Raw genomic sequence first — 19,068 nt, 5'->3', positions numbered from 1 at the left:
TTCGTTCGCGCTTAACTGCGTCTCACTATCTGGGATAAATGTGACCGTCCACTGGATGGACACTACTCTTGATAAGTCTGTTTCCAGCAAGCTATCGAGATTTTGGACTTTCCTATGAACCTTTTCCGGACGAAATCCATCGAGCAGTCGATCGCCGACGCCGATGAACCCGGACGCAAGCTGAAGCGTTCCCTGAGCACGTGGGACCTCATGATCATGGGTGTCGCCGTTGCTGTCGGAGCCGGGATCTTCTCCGTCGGCGCCAAGGCCGCAGCGAACTTCGCGGGCCCCGCCGTGACGGTGTCCTTCGCGATTGCCGCCGTCACCTGTGCGCTGGCCATCATGTGCTACGCCGAGTTTGCCACAGCCATTCCGGTGGCCGGTTCCGCCTACGTCTTCACGTACGCCACCATGGGCGAGCTGCTGGCCTGGATCATCGGCTGGAATCTCATCCTGGAGCTCTTCACCGCCGGCGCCGTAATCGCCAAGTACTGGGGCATCTACCTCAGCAAGGTCTTCGCACTCATGGGCGTGGACATTCCGCCCGCCATTTCGCTTGGCGGCGTTGATCTCTACTGGGGCGCCTTCCTGATCGTGGCCGTCTTCACCGTGCTGCTGGTGCTGGGGACAAAGCTGTCCGCCCGCGTCGGCAACATCTTCACCCTCATCAAGATCGCCGTCGTGCTGTTCGTGATCGTGGTGGGCTTCACCTACGTGAAGTTCGAAAACTACTCCCCGTTCGTTCCGGCCTCCGAACCCACCGGCAGCGCCGGCACCGCCGACGTCCTCAAGCAGTCCTTCTTCGGCTTCCTGACCGGAGCAGCCCCGGCGCAGTACGGCACGCTGGGAATCTTCGCCGGCGCGGCGCTCGTCTTCTTCGCCTTCATCGGATTCGACGTGGTGGCCACCTCGGCCGAAGAGGTCAAGAACCCGCAGAAGACCCTGCCGCGCGGCATCTTCGGCGGCCTGGCCATTGTCACAGTCCTTTACATCCTGGTGTCGCTCGCCCTGACCGGCATGGTGTCCTACACGCAGCTGGCGGAGGCCGAGAACCCCACCCTCACCACCGCCTTCGAAGCGGTGGGCAACACCGACGCCGCCAAGATCATCGCCTTCGGCTCCCTGGTGGGCCTCACCACGGTGATCATGGTGCTGCTGATGGGCCTGTCCCGCGTTGTCCTGGCCATGAGCCGCGACGGCCTGCTGCCGCGTTCGCTGTCCAAGACCAGCACCATCCGTGCGACGCCGGTCCGCCTCCAGGTGATCTGCGGTGCGGCAGTGGCGGTCGTGGCCGGCCTGACCAATGTGGACTTGCTCGAGGAAATGATCAACATCGGCACCCTGTCCGCCTTCGTGATGGTGAGCCTGGGCATCCTGGTCCTGCGGAAGAAGCGTCCGGACCTGAAGCCTGCCTTCCGCGTGCCGTTCGGCAAGGTGCTTCCCGTGGTGTCCGCCCTCCTGTGCCTCTACCTGATGACGAACCTCGCGGTGGAGACGTGGATCTTCTTCGCCATCTGGCTGGTCATCGGTGTGGCGATCTACTTCGCCTACGGCCAGCGCCACTCCCGGCTGAATGAAAAGTTCGCGGAAGCCAAGGCCGCCGTGAACGGCGCGCCGCGCACCGATGAGCGAGTGCGGGACGGGCGTGTGCAGGACGACGACGAGGACGCGCTCACCCGCGGCTGACCTTCTGCGCGTCCCCTCCGGCGCCCTGCCGGAATCCGCCTGGCCATGACTCCATAAGATGGAGTCATGGCCAGAGCTGTTAAACCGGAACGCAAAGCGGAGTTATTGTCCGCGATTCAGGACTACCTGATGGACAAGACCCTGGCCGAGCTCACGTTCCGGAGCCTGGCGGACGGCCTGGGCATCAGCTCTTATGTGCTGGTCTACCACTTCGGGAACCGCGAACAGCTGGTCAACGAGATCATCCGCTCCATCGAATCCCGGCTGGACAGCATGCGCAGCACGGACGTCCGGGACATCGACAGGGAGGCCTGGCGGTCCTACCTGATGGAATCCTGGCAGTGGACCATGGCCCAGCGGAACCGCCACCTGGCCAGGCTTGAGTTCGAGGCCACCGCGCAGGACGTGGTGGCCTCCTCACCCCGCGGAACAGCCCAGGACCACTTCCGCATGCTGCACGAAAAGTCGCGCGACTGGCTGGTGGTGCAGGGTATCCGTCCGGAGTTCGCGGACACCGACGCCCGCCTCTTCACGTCCACCTTCTACGGTCTCCAGTTCGACTTTGTGGTGATGAACCAGCCCGAGGAAGCGACCAAGGCGTTCGAGCTGATGGTGGCCGTCTTCTTCTCGAACCTGGAGCACCGCCTGGCCACGGACGGCCAGCACGTCTGACCGCCGGACAGGGCCGCAGGCACAGGGCAGCCGCCGTCGCAGGGCTCTTACCCCCTCGTCTCAGAGCTGTAACAATGAGCCTTAAGTGGATGTGGTTAACCCCGCATTATGCTTAGATCGGAATGTTGAACAGATGTTCGAATAGCGAACATCTGCGGCTTGGGGCTCATCATTCCCAAGTCAGTGTGCACAAAGGAGTGAACATGAATCGTCGTTTTATAGCAGTCCTGGCAGCCGCGTCCGTTCTGGGGCTGTCGGCCTGCGGAAGTGGCTCGCCCAGCTCCACGGGGGGCGGAACTGCATCGGGGACCGCCGGCGGAGGATCAGACCTGACCAAGGTCAGCGTCGGTGTCATTCCCATCGTCGACTGCGCACCCATCTACCTCGGCGACAAGCAGGGCTTCTTCAAGGAAGAGGGCCTCCAGCTGGACATTCAGACTGCAACGGGCGGCGCGGCGATTGTTCCCGGCGTCGTCAGCGGCAGTTTCGACTTCGCCTTCTCCAACCTGATCTCGGTCATGGTCGCCAAGGACAAGGGCCTCGACTTGAAGTTCGTGGCCAACGGTGCCTCCACCACCGGCGAAAAGGGTAAGGATATCGGGGGCGTTGTGGCCCCGGCCGGGTCCGGCATCCAGTCCGCGAAAGACCTTGCCGGCAAGACAGTTTCGGTGAACAACCTCTCCAATATCGGCGACACCACCATCAAGTCGGTCATCGAAAAGGACGGCGGAGACCCCAAGAGCGTGAAGTTCGTTGAGGTTGCCTTCCCGGACGCCCCGGCGGCCCTGGCCAACAAGCAGGTGGATGCGGCGTGGATCCTGGAGCCGTTCCTGTCCAAGGCTGTGGCTGAAGGGGGCACGATTGTCTCCTCGAACTTCGTCGAAATGAGCCCGGAACTGGATATCGCCGGCTACTTCACCAAAGCGGACACTATCTCGGGCAAGGCTGAGCTCACGCAGAAGTTCACCCGCGCGATGAACAAGTCCCTGGAATACGCCCAGGCGCATCCGGACGAAGTCCGCGACATCGTGGGCACCTACACCAAGATCGATGAGGGCACCCGCGCCAAAATGATCCTGCCGCGCTACCGCGTTGAATTCGACGAGGACGCCTTCAAGACCCTCGGCGACGCAGCGGCCAAGTACGGGACGCTGACCAAGGCTCCGAATGCAGGCGACCTCCTCCCGTGAGTTCAACAACCCTGACCTCCGGCGGGGCCGCTCCAAGCGTGGGGCGGCCCCGCGGGAAGGGACGACGGATGCCTGCAAAGCAGCTGCTCGGTGTCGCGGGGATCCTCGGATTCCTCGTCACCTGGGAGCTCATACCCCGGCTCGGCCTCATTGATGCACGCTATCTGCCGCCCGCGAGCGAGGTCATTGCGGCCCTGATTGTCGACTTTGGGCTCACCGCCTTCTGGGTATCGGTTGGCGAGACCATGAAGGCCTGGTTCCTGGGCCTGGTCATCGCCGTCGCCTTGGCTGTGCTGCTCGGCTTCATCATCGGCTCCAGCAATTTCCTCCGGAAGGCCACCAACTCCACGGTTGAATTCTTGCGCCCCATCCCTTCCGTGGCGCTGATCCCGCTCGCCGTGCTGCTCTTCGGCGTGAAAATTGAATCCTCCCTGATGCTGATCACCTATGCAGCCTTCTGGCAGGTCCTGATCCAGGTCCTCTACGGTGTGGCCGACGTCGACATGGTCGCCAACAATACTGCCAAGACCTACGGTCTGGGGCCGATGGCACGCGTCCGCTACGTCGTTTTCCCCACCGCCCTGCCTTACTTGATGACCGGCGTCCGGCTCGCGGCCACGGTGGCGCTGGTTCTTGCCATCACGGCGGAACTGGTGATCGGCTCGCCGGGCCTTGGCCGTGAAATCGCCCTGGCGCAGTCAGGCGGCGCCATCTCCGGCATGTACGCCCTGGTGCTCGCAACCGGCCTGATCGGCGTGCTGATCAACATATTGATGCGCTTTATCGAGAAGAAGACCCTGTCCTGGCACTCCTCCGTCCGTTCCGAGGTGATCGTATGAGAAGCCTGAAGACTCTCGGCTACATACTGGGCCTGCCGGTCCTGCTGGTCCTGGTCTGGTGGGCCTCCACGCTGGGGAAGCCGAACTTCTTCGTCCCCACTCCCGGCAGCCTGGTGGAAACGTTCGGTGAAGTGTGGTTCGGTGAGCGTTTCTTCACCGACGTGCTGCCCAGCCTTGGACGGCTCGTGGTGGGGGTGGTTGCGGCAATCGTCATCGGCGTCGTCGGCGGCGTCCTCATCGGGTCGATCAAATGGCTGCGGGCGCTGCTGGAGCCCACCCTGGAATTCTTCCGGGCCGTCCCGCCACCTGTCCTGGTCCCGGTGCTGATGCTGCTCATGGGCATCACGGACTCCATGAAAGTGGTCGTCATCATCTCCGGCTGCGTTTGGCCGGTGCTGCTGAACACCATTGAGGGCGTCCGAGCTGTCGACCCGGTACTCTCCGACTCCACCCATACCTACGGCATCGACGGCTGGGCTCGCGTCCGGTACCTGGTGCTGCCGTCAGCCAGCCCGCAGATCCTGGCCGGAGTCCGTCAGTCATTGTCCCTGGGGCTGATCCTGATGGTCATCTCCGAAATGTTTGCCTCTTCCTCAGGACTGGGCTTCACCATCGTCCAGTTCCAGCGGTCGTTCGCCATCCCGGAGATGTGGTCCGGCATTGTGGTGCTCGGTCTGCTGGGCGTGGGCATGTCATTCATCTTCCAGTGGGCCGAGCGGAACATCCTGCGCTGGTACCACGGCCAGAAAGAGGTAGAAAATGCAGCCTGACTCAACTCAGGGGACCCGGGAGCCGATGCTCTCCGTCCGCGGTCTGAAGAAGGTCTATCAGACTGACAGCGGCGACGTCGAGGCGGTCCGGAACCTCACGTTCGACCTGCGCGCGGGGGAGTTGGCCTGCCTGGTGGGCCCCTCCGGGTCCGGTAAGACCACCCTCCTGAAGTGCATCTCCGGGCTGATGGCCCCAACTGAGGGTGAAGTGCTGCTGGACGGTAAGCGCGTCTCCGGTCCGCCGAAGAAGATGGCCGTGGTGTTCCAGGAGTACGGCCGCTCGCTCTTCCCCTGGATGCGGGTGCGCGACAACGTGGAGCTGCCCCTGAAGAACCAGGGCATGCCAAAAGCGGAGCGTGACCGCGTCGTCGACGAGGCTCTTGAGGCCGTGGGCCTGTCCCACGTCCCGCGGTCCTATCCATGGCAGCTCTCCGGTGGCATGCAGCAGCGGGTGGCGATCGCCCGCGCCATCGCCTACCAGCCCGAGGTCCTGCTGATGGACGAACCGTTCGCTGCCGTGGACGCCCAGACCCGCGCGGACCTGGAGGACCTGATCCGCGTGGTCTGGAAGAAGTTTGGCGTGACCGTGCTTTTCGTGACACACGACATCGACGAATCCGTCTACCTTGGCGAGCGGGTCATCATCCTCTCCAGCTCCCCGACGGTGATTCAGGAGGACATCGTGATTGATCTTCCGGAAAACCGCGACCAGTTGGAAACCCGTTCCCTGCCGCGGTTTACAGAGCTCAGGCACCACGTCTACGAGCAGATCCAGCTTGCCAAGAAGGGCCACCGCCCCGCGGCGGCTTCATCGACCGCCTCATCGTCAACGTCACCGGCGGCCTCGCCGGCGGAATGAACCAACGGCAGTGGACTCCCTGGCCATGGTCAGGGCGCAGCGTGGCGGCCCACCCACTCAACCAGCGGCCGTAGCTGCTCCCAGAGGCGGGCGACTTCCTCCGCGGCTGCGGGCGTGGAAAGCCAGTCCGGTTCCCCCAGTTCCCTGCCGGCGGACAGTGACTTGTACTTGAGGAGCTCTGCCCGGGGGTGCTCGCGCGGGAAGCCCCTCGGCACAGTCTTGAGCCGTTCGCCTTCCACCGTGAAGCCCGCTTCGCTGACCCTGCGGATGATCTGCTCCAGGGACTCCCCGGTCCCGGAGGCGTCCACCGAGTTCCGGAAGCGGGTCAGCTGGGCAGGCGAGCTCGTATGGCAGCCGCCGCCCACCAGGAGGCCGTCGGCGCTGAGCTGCACGTAGTAGCCCACACCTTCCTGGAAGGACGCCACTGCCCCCTGGGCCGTCTTGTAGGGGGCCTTGTCCGGGGAGAAGCGGACGTCCCTGTTGGGCCGGAAGATCTTGGCAGGCCCGAACCTGGGCTCCAGCTGGGCCAGCAGGGCAGTCAGCGGTTCCCGGACAAGCGATTCGTAGCGGGGCTTGTTCTCCAGCCACCACTCGCGGTTGTTGTTCTGCTCAAGTTCGGCGTAAAAGCCCGGGGCTGCGGCGGGGATGCCGGCGAATGTGTCCATGTAGGGAGCCTAGGGCGGGCCCCGGCGTCCGGGCTAGCGGCCCGGGGCCCGTATGTGGAAAAACCGGACAACGCAGAACACCCCGCCGCGGATAGCCGCAGCGGGGTGTTCAGGTGGAACGCAGTCAGTGGCGCGCGGGGCGCCGCTGCATGAGGCTACAGCTTGTTGGCTGCCTCGGCGTCCGATGCCGTCTGGCCGGCGCCCAGGTTGGCGCGCAGCTTGGCGCCGAGTTCGGCGTCAACGTTGGTCCAGTACTGGATGGCACGTTCCTTGATGCCGGCGTTCTTGACGCCGCCGACTGCCCCGGTGATGGTTTCCAGCAGGCGGGCCTTGGCGCCGTCGTCGAACACTTCGCGGTACAGCGTGCCGGCCTGGCCGAAGTCGCCGTCTTCCGGGTGCAGGGAGTGGGCGGAGAGCGTCAGCTCGCCGTCGTTCTCCCAGCCGCCGGCCGGGTTCTGCGGCTCAACGGCAGCGGGGCCACCCACCGAGTTCGGGGCGTAGACCGGAACGGAGGGGGCGTTGAAGTGGTAACGCCCGGCGCCGTCCTGGCTGTAGTTGTTGACCTGGTTCTTGGGCTGGTTCACCGGGATCTGGGCGTGGTTGGTGCCCACGCGGTAGCGGTGTGCGTCGGCGTAGGAGAAGATGCGTGCCTGCAGCATCTTGTCCGGGGAAGCCGCGATGCCCGGGACGAAGTTCGACGGCGCGAAGGTGGCCTGCTCGATCTGCGCGAAGTAGTTCTCCGGGTTCCGGTTCAGCTCCATGGTGCCCACCTTGATCAGCGGGTAGTCAGCGTGCGGCCACACCTTGGTGAGGTCGAACGGGTTGAAGCGGTACGTCTTGGCATCCTCGTACGGCATGACCTGGACGTGCAGGTCCCAGGAGGGGAAGTTGCCGGCGGCAATGTTCTCCTGGAGGTCGCGGATGTAGAAGTCCGCGTCCGAACCGGCCAGTGCCTCTGCCTCGTCGCCCGTGATGGACTTGACGCCCTGGTTGGACTTGAAGTGGTACTTGACCCAGAAACGCTCGCCCTCGGCGTTGATCCACTGGTAGGTGTGCGAGCCGTAGCCCTGCATTTCACGCCAGGAAGCCGGCAGGCCGCGGTCGCCCATCAGCCAGGTGACCTGGTGTGCGGACTCGGGGGAGAGGGTCCAGAAGTCCCACTGCATGTCGGCGTCGCGCAGGTGGGTGCCCGGCAGGCGCTTCTGGCTGTGGATGAAGTCCGGGAACTTGATGCCGTCGCGGATGAAGAACACCGGGGTGTTGTTGCCCACGAGGTCGTAGTTGCCCTCGGAGGTGTAGAACTTGACGGCGAAGCCGCGGGGATCGCGCCAGGTGTCGGGGGAGCCGCTTTCGCCGGCCACCGAGGAGAAACGGATCAGCATTTCGGTCTCCACGCCCGGCTGCAGGAAAGCGGCCTTGGTGTACTTGGAGACGTCCTCGGACGTGGTGAACTTACCGAATGCCCCGCCGCCCTTGGCGTGGACAACGCGCTCCGGAACGCGCTCGCGGTTGAACTGGGCGAGCTTCTCAACCAGGTAGTGGTCGGTCAGGATGATGGCGCCGTCGGCGCCGGTGGCCTGGGAGTGGGCGTCGGAAGTGACGGGAGCGCCGGACTGTGTGGTGGACACAGCGGGCGCAGAGATGTTCAGAGTCATCTTTCTCCTTTGGGTTGGGTTTCTTGCTTAGTTTCGTTCGGCGGGTAGCTTTTGGGTGCGCTGGCAGTCCTGGCAGATGCCCTGGTACATCACGTCAGCGATCTGGATGGTCATCGGCTTGGAGTGTTCGTCCCAGTGCGGCGTGAGGCAGGGTGCGTGGCCCACTGCACAGTCCACGTCCTCCACCCGCCCGCAACTGATGCAGATGGCGTGGTGGTGGTTGTCGCCCACCCGCGTCTCGTAGAGCGCGGGGGAGTGGGGCGGTTCAAACCGGCGCAGCATATGCAGGTCCGTGAGGTCACCGAGGACCACGTACACGGACTGCGCGGTCATCTCGGGCAGTTCCTCACGCGCGGCGGCAAGGATGCTTTCGGCCGGCGAGTGCGGGTGGCGTTCGACGGCGGTGAGGACCGCCAGCCGCTGTTTGGTCACCCGGCGGCCGTGGGCGCGCAGGGCGGCAGCCCATGCATCCTGGCCGGCCTCGTGAACTGTCATAGCCCCATTCAAGCACTTATTATGACTAAATCACAATAAGGCAGGGCTAATCTCCGGAGAACGCAGCAACATTTCGAAAGGGTTCACGGACTCACCGGCTGAGCGGCCCAGCGCGTGCAGTTCCAGCCGGCCGCCTGTGACGGCGGTATCCGGCACGATACTGCTGTGGCCCGTGACGGCCTGCCGGAGCGCCAGGGCTTCCAGGGCCGCAGCCAGGGCCAGCAGTTCCGGCGGAGTCACCTCCTCGACGGAGCCGATGGTGCGCTCCGGCGCCAGGACAGTGTGGTGGGTACCGGCAGGGACCGACGGCGTCCAGCTGCGGATGGCGGGCAGCGGCACCGCTGCTTCCGGGCCGGCTGCTCGTCCTGCTTCCCGGTCCGGTGCGCCGGCTTCGGAGTCCGTTCCGTCCGGGGCGCCGGCAGCCGTCCAGCCTGCAGCGGGACGTGCCGCTTCCAGCAACGCGGTGCGCAGCCCGGCGTCGTACTTGTCCAGGTCCTGTTCCGGCGCCGGCTGGCGGCGCTGGGCAGGCAAGGCGAGCTGCTCGGCCGGGGTGACCGGTTCGCCCTCCCAGCGGCCGAACAGGTGGAACGTCGGGGTGGAGGATTCCGCAGCCGGCTCGCCGATCGAAGCCCCGAGCGCATGCCAGCGATGGGCAAACAGCAGCGTACAGGTCCGCGCCCCCAGGACGTCGGCCAGGGCGGCGCGGGCAGCGTTGTGGCAGCGCAGCCAGTCGGCAGCGGAACGATTGTCGAGGGCCATGGCCGGATCGCTGAGGCGGATCATCAGGTGGCCGGCAGTCAGCGGAGTGCGCGGCCGGGTGACTTCCCATATGGCCGAGCCGAACAGCAGCCGTCTGGACAACTGCATGCGCACTCCTTCCACCCGTTGTGTGCTCCCGCCCGAGACTATCAAGCCCCGGAAACATCCGTCCCGCACCCGCGGCTAGAGTTGCCCGGTGGGAAAACTTCTGGCTGACATCACTCCGCTCCGCGAGAGCCCTGCCTTCCGGCGGCTCTGGCTGGGATCAGCCGTCTCCAACCTGGGCAGCCAGCTGACGCTCGTGGCGGTGAGCCTGGAGGTGTACCGGCTGACGCAGGACAGCCTCTACGTAGGGCTCTTGAGCATCTTCGCGCTGGTTCCGCTGGTGCTGGGAGGCCTGCTGGGCGGCTCCATCGCCGACGCCCACGACCGCCGCAGGGTGGCCCTCCTGGCCACCACCGTGCTGTGGCTGACCACAGCCGGGCTGGCCGCGCAGGCCTGGCTTGAAGTGGGCAATGTGTGGCTGCTGTACGTGCTGGTGGCCGTGCAGAGCGGGGCGCAGGCCATCAACCAGCCCGCCCGCAGCGCCATCATCCCGATGCTGGTCCGCAAGGAACTGCTGCCGGCAGCCAACGCGCTGAGCATGATCAGCTTCGGCCTGGCCATGACCGCCGGTCCGCTCCTGGCCGGCGTGCTGGTGGCGTGGGTGGGCTTCGGCTGGACCTACACTCTCGACGTCGCGAGCTTCGCATTCGCCTTCTGGGCTCTGCTGAGGCTTCCGCCGATGCCGCCGGGGAAGGCTGCACACCGGGCCGGGCTGCGTTCCGTGGCGGAGGGTTTCCGCTTCCTGGGTACGCGCCCGAATCTGCGCATGACGTTCGTGATCGACCTCGTGGCCATGATCTTCGCGCAACCGCGGGCCCTGATGCCGGCTATCGGCGCGGTGATGATCGGCGGCGGTGAGGCCACCGTTGGCGTGCTCCTGGCGTCGACTGCCGTGGGCGCATTCCTGGCCGGGCTCTTCTCCGGGCCGCTGGGAGGCATCCGCCGGCAGGGGACCGCCGTGGTGTGGTCGGTCATGGGGTGGGGTGCGTCCATTGCCGGATTCGGGCTGGTGGTGGTGCTGGCCGGGCGCTCCCGTGCCGACGGCGTGACGTGGTGGCTGCTGCCCGCCGCCCTGTGCTGCGCCCTTGCCGGCATCTCGGATTCCGTGAGCGCCGTTTTCCGCACCACCATCCTCCAAGCGGCCACGCCGGACCACCTGCGCGGCCGGCTCCAGGGCGTCTTTGTGGTGGTGGTTGCAGGCGGCCCGCGGATCGGGGACATGCTGGCCGGTGGCGGCACTAAACTTTTGAGTGAAGGTTGGGTGTTGTTGCTGGGCGGCCTGTTGTGCATCGCCGTGGCCTGGGCGGTGGCACGCTGGCAGTCGGGATTCCTGGAGTACGACGCGCGGAATCCCGTTCCCTAGCGGCGGCAGTTGCTTCGCGAGGCAGTACTTTCGTGCGGGCAGTAACTTCGTGAGGAGGCACAGTGCATAATCACCACAACGGGCTGAAGACCGCGGCGCTGTTCGGGGTGCTGTGGGCGGTGCTGCTGGGATTGGGTGCGGTGATCGGCAGCAGCATGCGGAGCACCACCCCCATCTGGATCATGGCGCTGGTGGGGGTTGGAACCACGGCGTACGGGTACTGGAACAGTGACAAACTCGCGCTCCGGTCCATGCAGGCCTACCCCGTCACCGAGGAGCAGGCCCCCCAGCTCTACCAGATTGTCCGGGAGCTCTCGGCCAAGGCCAGCCAGCCCATGCCGCGGATCTATGTCTCGCCCACGCCGGCGCCCAATGCCTTTGCCACCGGCCGGAACCCGCAGAATGCAGCCGTCTGCTGCACCGAAGGCATCCTGGGGCTCCTGAGCGTCCGGGAGCTTCGCGGCGTCCTGGGCCACGAGCTGATGCACGTCTATAACCGGGACATCCTCACCTCGTCCGTGGCCGCGGCGGTGGCCGGCGTGATCACCTCCATAGGGCAGATGCTGCTGTTCTTCGGCGGCGGGGACCGGCGCAACGCGAACCCGCTCGCGATGCTCGCCATGGCCCTGCTTGCCCCGCTCGCGGCGATGGTGATCCAGTCGGCCATCTCCCGCACCAGGGAGTACGACGCCGACGAGGACGGTTCCGCGCTCACCGGCGATCCGCTGGCGCTCGCCTCAGCCCTGCGCAAGATCCACCAGGGCGTGCAGATGGTGCCGCTCCCGCCGGACCAGAAGCTGGTGAATGCCTCGCACCTGATGATCGCCAACCCGTTCCGCGGCGGCGGCATGAGCAAGATGTTCGCAACCCACCCGCCGATGCAGGACCGCATCACCCGGCTGGAACTGATGGCCGGCGGCCCGCTCAGCTGAGCGCCGCCGTCGTGCGTTGGCTAACGAGGACACGCAAACCGGCCGAGGACACAAAAACGGGCTGAGGACACCGGAATTCCGGTGTCCTCAGCCCTTTTCCCTGTCCTGGAGCCGTATCAGCTGCCTAGCTGCGGAAGTTGACGAACTGCAGGTCTGCCTCGTCGAAGTCCTTCAGGAGGGCCATGGTGGCCTGGAGGTCGTCGCGGGACTTTGACGTCACGCGGAGTTCGTCGCCCTGGATCTGGGACTTGACAGACTTCGGAGCCTCGTCGCGGATCAGCTTGTTGATCTTCTTGGCGAGGTCCTGGGCGATGCCCTCCTTGATGGAGGCCTCCAGCCGGTATTCCTTGCCGGATGCGTAGGGTTCGCCGGTGTCCAGCGACTTCAGCGAGATCCCGCGGCGGATGAGCTTGGACTGCAGGACATCCAGGACGGCGAGCACACGCTCTTCCGAGTTGGCCTTCATCAGGATCTTTTCACCGCTGAAATCTACCTCAGCGCCAACGCCCTTGAAGTCATACCGCTGGGCCAGTTCCTTCTGCGCCTGGTGCAGCGCGTTGGCGACTTCCTGCTTGTCTACCTTGCTGACGACGTCGAATGTGGATTCGCCTGCCATAACTGTCCTCCTGCTGATTGCCTGGATACCCCTCAAAGGGCTGTGCTGTCTGCATTCCAGCCTAGTACGGATGGCGTCCAAGTGAAGGCCCGGGTCCGGGCAGCGTCCGTCGGGGAAATGTCCGGGGCGATTCACAGTTTCCTCATAGCGGACGCACGGCGGGAACGAAGGCCGGGCCGCCAGAGTTGGAGATGTTGGAAGAGTTGCCCCGGAAGGAAAGCACATGCACCAGAAGGCCGTCCGCTACGTCACCCGCTCCACTGCCGCCGCAGCCGCCACCCTGGCCACCGCCGCCACGTCCGTGGCCGCCGCCGCGGTGGCCACCTCGATCATCCTTAGCCCTGTTGCGGACGCTTCTTCGCGCATGGATGGAGTGCACTCGGATCTGATGCGCGCGGTCCAGTTGAACCAGATCACGGAGGAGCAGGCGGCGAAGTTCGAGGCGAAACTAGCTGGCCGCATTCTCGGTGAAGCCTGATTTTCCGCGGATTTCCGGGGTTATTGGGGGCGGCGGCGGCTCGATTCGATTCTTCGGCAGAAGTTCTGTAAAGTTGTCTTGCCCGCGGTTGCTGGAAGCGGAACGGACTGGAAACAGCTGTTCTGAACATAGGAACCGCGAGTGATCTTCTTTTGAAGTTCGGCAGATTACCCGAGCGGCCAAAGGGGGCTGACTGTAAATCAGCTGGCAACGCCTACGGGGGTTCGAATCCCTCATCTGCCACCCAAGGAAAAGTCTCCGGAACCATCAGGTTCCGGAGACTTTTCTGTTTCCGGGTGCATTTTGCTGCCGTCCGGCCTGGGCTCTTCCGCGGTGCCGGGGCGTGAAGGTTCGGTGCCGCGGACAAGTATCAGTTGAGGCCGATCACCAGCATCTGGTTAGTGCCCGGGATGCACGTCTGCAGGATCACCCGCGGAAAGCCGCCGAAAATTGCTGAGACATTGTTGGTGGTGCCGGGGTTCGGCACCTGTCCCCGCCCGCTCACCGTGTACGTCCCGTAGCCGGGGATGCTGACGGTCTCGCCGACGCCGATTCCCGAGAAGCGTGCCCACCCACCGCAGAAGTCGTGCTCCGTGATGAACGTGGCATAGGCGTCGGTGGGGGTGAAGTGGATGGGGCCAATGCAGGCGTCCACCATGGCCTGGCCGCCGGCGCCCGCGACGTAGATGGTCCGGACCGCCGGAGCCGCTACCGGAGCAGGAGCCGCTGGCGGTGCCGGGGCAGGTGCAGGAGCCGCCGGTGCCGGTGCCGCTGCGGGGGCGGGTGCCGGAGCGGCGACGGCGGGTCCCGTCAGCTTCAGGACCTGTCCCGGCACGATCGGTGAGTACACGCCCAGTCCGTTGGCCGCCAGCATGGCGTTCATGTCGACGCCGAAGCGGGCCGCGATTGCCCCCACGGTGTCCCCGGCCACCACTGTGTACAGGTTGGACGCTTCAGGTGCGGGCGCAGGCTCCGGAGCAGGGGCAGGGGCAGGGGCAGGCGCCGGCTCCGCAGCCGGTGCAGCAGGCTCAGGGACTGCAGCAACTGCTGCCTCCGGCGTGCCGGTACCGGCCGTTGCAGGAGTCGAGGGCTGTGTGTCTGCGGCCTGGCTGGATTCAGGCGCCGGGGCCGTCACCGCCTGGGTGTCGCTGACGCGGGCCGTCTGCGCGGTGGCGGAATAGCCGACTGCGGTCACGGCGACTGCCGTAACTACCGCTCCAGCGGCCAAAAGCGCCCTGAGCCTGGTTTTTGTGCCGCGGGCTTGTGTGGCTCCGCGGCCTTCCGTCGAGATGGGGACAGCTGCTCTGTCCTCAGATTCAAGCTGGTTTTGATCCATCGGTTCCCCCCGAGAGTCAATGCCTTGGGGATCAACCGGACAGCAGGCCCCAGGGCGGTGGTGCGCCGGCAGCGGGACGTACTGATGGGCAGCACGTGGCGCGGAGACGCATGAATTGGGCCGCCGAAGTGATGAGTAATTGCGGAGGCCCGGATGATTAGACCCACGGCCACCAGGTGGCCATGTGAAATTCCGGAATACTGCTTGCCCTAGGAATATCGAGTCTATGAATGGGGAGTAAGCGCCGCACGAGTGGGAATTACCCGAATCTTTGCAGGTGGCACCTATGCACTCGCAGGGGATACCTAATAGCTTCCTTATTCACCTGACGGGACACTCACACGCAGGCAGGGGGTTACGTGCTCCGGGGCGAGTGCAGCCTCCGATGCCGGAGCCAGGCCTTTCGGCGGGGCGTACTGGTACGTAGAGAATGCGACGTACTGATTAATTAGTACGTCGAGGAAAACCACAGGGGATAACCCGGATCATGACGGAATTCCGAGTAATTCATTTGAGTGGACATATTCCACAAAAGGCCGCAATCCCGGATAAAAAGACCGGGGGGCAGCCTTCTTTGGAATTCGGGTGGCCGGCGGGATATTACGGCTCGCGTTCGCGGCGGATTTCGGCTAGTTCCTGCCGCAGGGCCGCTACCTCCACCAGCAATTCGCGGACGTCTGCGCGGACCGGAACTTCTGCCGATTCAACAGCTGCTTCGGTGTTTTCCTCGACCCGCTGCACCAGCCAGGAGGCGATGGAGGCCGTGACCACGCCCAGCACCGCGATGCCGCTCATCATGAGGGCCGCGGCAACCATTCGGCCAATCGGGGTGACAGGAAAGAGGTCCCCGTAGCCCACGGTGGTGATAGTGGTGATGGCCCACCAAGCGGCGTCGCCGAAGGTGAGGATCTTGGCGTCGGGGGCGTTCTGTTCGACGTCGAGGACGGCGAGGGCGCCCACGAAGACCAGCAGGACAGCGGAGCCGGCCACGTAGGTGACCACGCGGCCGCGGAGCGTCTCGCCCACGGTCCGGTGCAGCACAGAGAGCAGGGTGACCAGCCTGAGCAGCCGGAGCGGCCGGAAGAAGGGCAGGGCAACAATCAGCAGCTCGTGCAGGTTGAGGATGAACCAGCGCTTCCGGTTCTCCGCGAGCCACAGGTTGGCGGCATAGTCGGCCGCGAAGACGGCCCAGGTGAGCCACATGACGCTTTCAAGGAACTCTGCCTGCCGGCCCTCGATGTGGCCGATCACCTGCCAGGCATAAGCGGCCAGGAAGACGAGCGCCGTTCCCATCAGTGGCCACTCGGCGATGTCCCTGTAGCGTTGCTGCGTCATGGGGAAATCCTAAGGGCCGGGGCTCTTGGAGCTGATGTTACTGGCGGGTAACATGGAGGCATGCACCTGCTTTTGCGAACGCTCCTGCTTCTGTTCACGTCCTCCCGCAGACCGCCCCTGAGCATCTGGGAGACATCCTCGCTGCCGCTGCGTGTGCTGCCCACGGACATCGACATTGCCTTGCACGTCAACAACGGGATGTACTTCTCGCTGATGGACCTGGGCCGGTTTGACCTCATGGCGCGGAGCGGGACGTGGAAAAAGATGCGCCAGCAGGGTTGGTCGCCGGTGGCTGCAGGGGAGACCATCGCTTTTCGGAAGTCCCTCCAGCTGTGGCAGCAGTACACCATCGAATCCAGGATCATCGGGCTGGACACCAAGGCCATCTACTTCGAACAGCGCATGGTGGTGGACGGGGAAATCTATGCCCGGGCGCACATCGCCACGCGGCTGGTCTGCAAAGGGAAGCCGGTCAGCCAGGAGGAGATCTTCCGGGAGTTCGGCGAGCCGCCGGCCGGACTGGAACTGCCGGAGTGGATCCACGAATGGCGCGAAACCAATGCGCTGCCCGGCGCCCGCCGCCCCGCACCCCACCTCTGGCACTGAGGAGTTAACACGGCTGCACAGCTGTGCCAAGAGCGAAACTCACGGGACATCGCCAGGCTGCTCGCGTACCGTTGACCCATGGCTACCGTAGACATTACAGGTGAACAGTTCGCATCAACCGTCGAGAACAACGACATCGTCCTCGTTGATTTCTGGGCCGAATGGTGTGGTCCCTGCAAGCAGTTTGGACCCACGTATTCCGCAGTTTCAGAGAAGCACCCGGACGTCGTCTTCACCAAGGTGGACACCGAGGCCGAACAGCAGCTGGCGGCCGAAGCAGGCATCACGTCCATCCCCACGCTGATGGCCTTCCGCGAAAAGGTGCTGGTCTTCTCGCAGCCCGGCGCGCTGAACGCCCAGCAGCTGGAGCAGGTGGTTGACGCCGTCAAGGCCCTGGACATGGAAGAAGTCCACGCGCACGTGGCCCGCTCACAGGCCGAGGCAGCCTCAGCAGCCGGTAAGCAGGACGGCACGCAGATTCCGGAGGCCTGAGCCTCCGCCCGGCTTCCGCAGCCTTACACTCCAACGCGGGGCCCCTTCCGCCCACGAACCCAGGTTCGTGCGGACGGGAGTGGCCCCGCGTTTTTGTGCGGAATGCGGCCGGAACTACAGCCGTTCGAGCCGGACGGGTTCGGCCAGCAGTGCACTCAGGGATTCGTTGAGGTCCTGGACGGCGGTGCCCTTGGAATGCTTCTCGAGGTCCTCTTCGGAAGCCCACTGCTCAGTCAGCACCAGCTTCTCCTCGGTGGCCTCGGTCAGTTCGTACCGGATGCAGCCGGGCTCGTTGACCACCTCGTCGATCGCGATTTCGAGGGCGAGCTTCACGCGGAAGAATTCGCCGTCGTTGGGGATGAACGTTGCCTTCAGGTCAATGGGTGCACTCATGCGTTTCACAATACCGGCCTGCCCGCGTACCACCCCGAATATTTTGTAGGGCTTCCTAGTTTTACGCTTCTCTTACCGGGGGTCTGTTGGTAGCGTGCCAGCATGCGCGCTTACACAGCCGGGGACACTGACGTCCCGCTGCTCGAAGAGACCATCGGCCAGAACTTCGAACGGATGGTGGAGAGGTTTCCGTTCCACGACGCGCTGATCGAGGCGGCCCCCGTGCCTGGCGCCGATGCCCGCCGCTGGAGCTACACAAAACTGAACGACGACGTCGACAGGCTGGCCCGCGCGCTGCTCGCCCGGGGCGTCGCCACCGGGGAGCGGATCGGCATCTGGAGCCCCAACTGCGCGGAATGGACCATCCTGCAGTACGCCACGGCCAAGATCGGGGCGGTCCTGGTGAACGTCAATCCGGCCTACCGGAGCCATGAACTGGAATTCGTGGTCAGGCAGAACGGCATGAGGATGCTCGTGGCCGCGCCGTCGGACCGGAGCAGCGACTACACCGGGATGGCACGGCAGGCGCTGGCCGAATGTCCGGACCTGAAGGAACTGGTGTTCCTTCCCGACGGCGGACAGCCTCAGCTGCAGGCGGGCGATCCTGAAACTGAGGCGGAAATGACGTACGCCGAGCTGCTCAGGCGCGCTGACGACGTCGGGCATTCCGTCCTGAAGGCCCGCCTCGCGGGGCTGGACCCGAACGACCCCATCAACCTGCAGTACACGTCGGGCACCACCGGATTCCCCAAAGGCGCCACGCTCACGCACCGGAACATCCTGAACAACGGCCATTCCATCGGCGAGCTCCTGGGCTACACGGAGCACGACCGCGTGGTGATTCCGGTGCCGTTCTACCACTGCTTCGGGATGGTGATCGGCAACCTGAACGCCCTGAGCCACGGCGCAGCAACCATCATTCCGGGACGGTCCTTCACTCCGGCCGCCGCGCTGGAAGCAGTCCAGGACTTCGGCGGAACCTCCCTCTACGGCGTGCCCACCATGTTCATCGCCGAGCTCGCGCTGCCGGACTTCGCCTCCTATGACCTGTCCACGCTGCGCACCGGTGTGATGGCCGGATCGCCGTGTCCCGCAGAGGTGATGAACCGGGTCATCTCGGAGATGAACATGAAGGACGTGGCCATCTGCTACGGCATGACGGAAACCTCGCCGGTATCCACCATGACCCGTGCCGGAGACACCACGCAGCACCGCACCGAGACCGTGGGGCGGACCATGCCGCAGCTGGAGAGCCAGGTGGTGGACCCGGTGACGGGCAGCGTGCTGGAGCGCGGGGAGGTCGGCGAGCTGTGCACCCGTGGCTACGCCGTCATGAAGGGGTACTGGAACCAGCCGGACAAAACGGCAGAGGCAATCGACGCGGACGGCTGGATGCACACCGGCGACCTCGCCCGCATGGACGACGACGGCTATGTGGTGATTGAGGGCCGGATCAAGGACATGGTGATCCGCGGCGGGGAGAACATCTACCCCCGCGAGATCGAGGAATTCCTCTATAGCCATCCTTCCATCCAGGACGTGCAGGTGATCGGCGTCCCTGATGCGACGTACGGGGAGGAGCTGATGGCGTGCATCATCCTCAAACCGGGAGCGGAACCGGTGGACGCGGCCGGCGTCGCAGACTTCTGCCGGGGGAAGCTTGCCCATTACAAGATCCCGCGCTACGTGGAGGTCCGCGACAGCTTCCCCATGACGGTTTCCGGGAAGATCCGGAAGGTGGAGATGAGGCAGGAGGCTGTGGCCCGGCTGGGGCCGTGATCTGCGAGGGCCGCAGGCGTCCGTTCGCGCTTGGTGAGGGGCC

20 protein-coding genes and 1 tRNA gene are annotated in these 19,068 nt (G+C 64.9%); 13 read left to right on the top strand and 8 right to left on the bottom strand.

Annotated elements, in window-relative coordinates; all coding sequences use genetic code 11:
- The first annotated feature begins 114 nt into the window (after positions 1–114).
- From WMN78_RS12825 to WMN78_RS12800, 6 genes are all read left to right on the top strand, one after another.
- A complete protein-coding gene (locus tag WMN78_RS12825; RefSeq protein ID WP_340534099.1) occupies positions 115–1,686 on the top strand; it encodes an amino acid permease in 1,572 nt (523 codons plus the stop codon).
- A 66-nt stretch (positions 1,687–1,752) separates the two neighbouring features.
- The gene (locus tag WMN78_RS12820) at positions 1,753–2,358 is read left to right on the top strand and encodes a TetR/AcrR family transcriptional regulator (protein WP_340534098.1); all 606 of its coding nucleotides are present in this window, start codon (positions 1,753–1,755) and stop codon (positions 2,356–2,358) included.
- Between the two features lie 203 nt (positions 2,359–2,561).
- Positions 2,562–3,548, top strand: coding sequence for an ABC transporter substrate-binding protein (locus WMN78_RS12815; protein WP_340534097.1), 987 nt, complete (start codon positions 2,562–2,564; stop codon positions 3,546–3,548).
- Positions 3,545–4,387 (top strand): ABC transporter permease, encoded by an 843-nt coding sequence (locus WMN78_RS12810; RefSeq protein ID WP_425341150.1) that lies wholly within the window; start codon positions 3,545–3,547, stop codon positions 4,385–4,387. The genes WMN78_RS12815 and WMN78_RS12810 overlap by 4 nt, the downstream gene beginning before the upstream one ends.
- Positions 4,384–5,157, top strand: a complete 774-nt coding sequence (locus tag WMN78_RS12805) for an ABC transporter permease (RefSeq protein ID WP_340534095.1) — start codon at positions 4,384–4,386, stop codon at positions 5,155–5,157. Before WMN78_RS12810 ends, WMN78_RS12805 begins: the two co-directional genes overlap by 4 nt.
- Complete coding sequence (locus WMN78_RS12800; RefSeq protein ID WP_340534094.1) at positions 5,147–6,016, top strand: ABC transporter ATP-binding protein; 870 nt, start codon at positions 5,147–5,149, stop codon at positions 6,014–6,016. Before WMN78_RS12805 ends, WMN78_RS12800 begins: the two co-directional genes overlap by 11 nt.
- Before the next feature lie 29 nt (positions 6,017–6,045).
- On the opposite strand, the gene WMN78_RS12795 is transcribed toward WMN78_RS12800, so the two are convergent.
- The 4 genes from WMN78_RS12795 to WMN78_RS12780 all read right to left on the bottom strand — a co-directional run bounded on the left by WMN78_RS12795 (position 6,046) and on the right by WMN78_RS12780 (position 9,698).
- Entirely contained in the window at positions 6,046–6,681 is a 636-nt protein-coding gene (locus tag WMN78_RS12795; protein ID WP_340534093.1) for a DUF2461 domain-containing protein, read from the bottom strand.
- A 155-nt stretch (positions 6,682–6,836) separates the two neighbouring features.
- On the bottom strand, positions 6,837–8,336 hold the full coding sequence (locus WMN78_RS12790) for a catalase (protein WP_340534092.1): 1,500 nt from the start codon (positions 8,334–8,336) through the stop codon (positions 6,837–6,839).
- Between the two features lie 27 nt (positions 8,337–8,363).
- Positions 8,364–8,831, bottom strand: a complete 468-nt coding sequence (locus WMN78_RS12785) for a Fur family transcriptional regulator (protein WP_305941889.1) — start codon at positions 8,829–8,831, stop codon at positions 8,364–8,366.
- Positions 8,832–8,861: 30 nt separating this feature from the next.
- On the bottom strand, positions 8,862–9,698 hold the full coding sequence (locus tag WMN78_RS12780) for a hypothetical protein (RefSeq protein WP_340534091.1): 837 nt from the start codon (positions 9,696–9,698) through the stop codon (positions 8,862–8,864).
- Positions 9,699–9,786: 88 nt separating this feature from the next.
- Here WMN78_RS12780 and WMN78_RS12775 point away from each other — a divergent pair, with 88 nt between their 5' ends.
- Together WMN78_RS12775 and htpX are read left to right on the top strand one after the other, a co-directional pair.
- A complete protein-coding gene (locus WMN78_RS12775) occupies positions 9,787–11,058 on the top strand; it encodes an MFS transporter (protein ID WP_340534090.1) in 1,272 nt (423 codons plus the stop codon).
- 62 nt (positions 11,059–11,120) lie between these two features.
- Positions 11,121–11,990 (top strand): zinc metalloprotease HtpX, encoded by an 870-nt coding sequence (gene htpX / locus WMN78_RS12770; RefSeq protein ID WP_340534089.1) that lies wholly within the window; start codon positions 11,121–11,123, stop codon positions 11,988–11,990.
- Between the two features lie 124 nt (positions 11,991–12,114).
- Here htpX and WMN78_RS12765 read toward each other — a convergent pair whose 3' ends face one another.
- Entirely contained in the window at positions 12,115–12,606 is a 492-nt protein-coding gene (locus WMN78_RS12765) for a YajQ family cyclic di-GMP-binding protein (protein ID WP_340534088.1), read from the bottom strand.
- Between the two features lie 223 nt (positions 12,607–12,829).
- Between WMN78_RS12765 and WMN78_RS12760 the strand changes: the two genes are divergently transcribed.
- The gene (locus WMN78_RS12760) at positions 12,830–13,084 is read left to right on the top strand and encodes a hypothetical protein (protein WP_305941885.1); all 255 of its coding nucleotides are present in this window, start codon (positions 12,830–12,832) and stop codon (positions 13,082–13,084) included.
- Between the two features lie 161 nt (positions 13,085–13,245).
- Positions 13,246–13,327: transfer RNA gene (locus WMN78_RS12755), tRNA-Tyr, on the top strand.
- Between the two features lie 127 nt (positions 13,328–13,454).
- On the opposite strand, the gene WMN78_RS12750 is transcribed toward WMN78_RS12755, so the two are convergent.
- Positions 13,455–14,420 carry a LysM domain-containing protein gene (locus WMN78_RS12750; protein ID WP_340534087.1) on the bottom strand — a complete coding sequence of 322 codons (966 nt, stop codon included), beginning with the start codon at positions 14,418–14,420 and terminating at the stop codon, positions 13,455–13,457.
- Positions 14,421–15,020: 600 nt separating this feature from the next.
- Positions 15,021–15,755: a potassium channel family protein gene (locus tag WMN78_RS12745; RefSeq protein ID WP_340534086.1), complete on the bottom strand. Its 735-nt coding sequence runs from the start codon at positions 15,753–15,755 to the stop codon at positions 15,021–15,023.
- Positions 15,756–15,815: 60 nt separating this feature from the next.
- On the opposite strand from WMN78_RS12745, the gene WMN78_RS12740 reads away from it, so the two are divergent.
- The gene (locus tag WMN78_RS12740; protein ID WP_340534085.1) at positions 15,816–16,361 is read left to right on the top strand and encodes an acyl-CoA thioesterase; all 546 of its coding nucleotides are present in this window, start codon (positions 15,816–15,818) and stop codon (positions 16,359–16,361) included.
- A 78-nt stretch (positions 16,362–16,439) separates the two neighbouring features.
- A complete protein-coding gene (trxA, locus tag WMN78_RS12735) occupies positions 16,440–16,853 on the top strand; it encodes a thioredoxin (protein WP_340534084.1) in 414 nt (137 codons plus the stop codon).
- 114 nt (positions 16,854–16,967) lie between these two features.
- Here trxA and WMN78_RS12730 read toward each other — a convergent pair whose 3' ends face one another.
- Positions 16,968–17,246: a putative quinol monooxygenase gene (locus WMN78_RS12730; RefSeq protein WP_340534083.1), complete on the bottom strand. Its 279-nt coding sequence runs from the start codon at positions 17,244–17,246 to the stop codon at positions 16,968–16,970.
- Positions 17,247–17,348: 102 nt separating this feature from the next.
- On the opposite strand from WMN78_RS12730, the gene WMN78_RS12725 reads away from it, so the two are divergent.
- Entirely contained in the window at positions 17,349–19,025 is a 1,677-nt protein-coding gene (locus WMN78_RS12725) for an AMP-binding protein (protein ID WP_340534082.1), read from the top strand.
- The last annotated feature ends 43 nt before the right edge of the window (positions 19,026–19,068 follow it).

The organism is Arthrobacter oryzae, from assembly GCF_037911235.1.
Classification (GTDB): Bacteria; Actinomycetota; Actinomycetes; order Actinomycetales; family Micrococcaceae; genus Arthrobacter; species Arthrobacter oryzae_E.
Note: the sequence above shows the minus strand (reverse complement) of the source record. Positions and strands in the feature narration are given on the sequence as shown.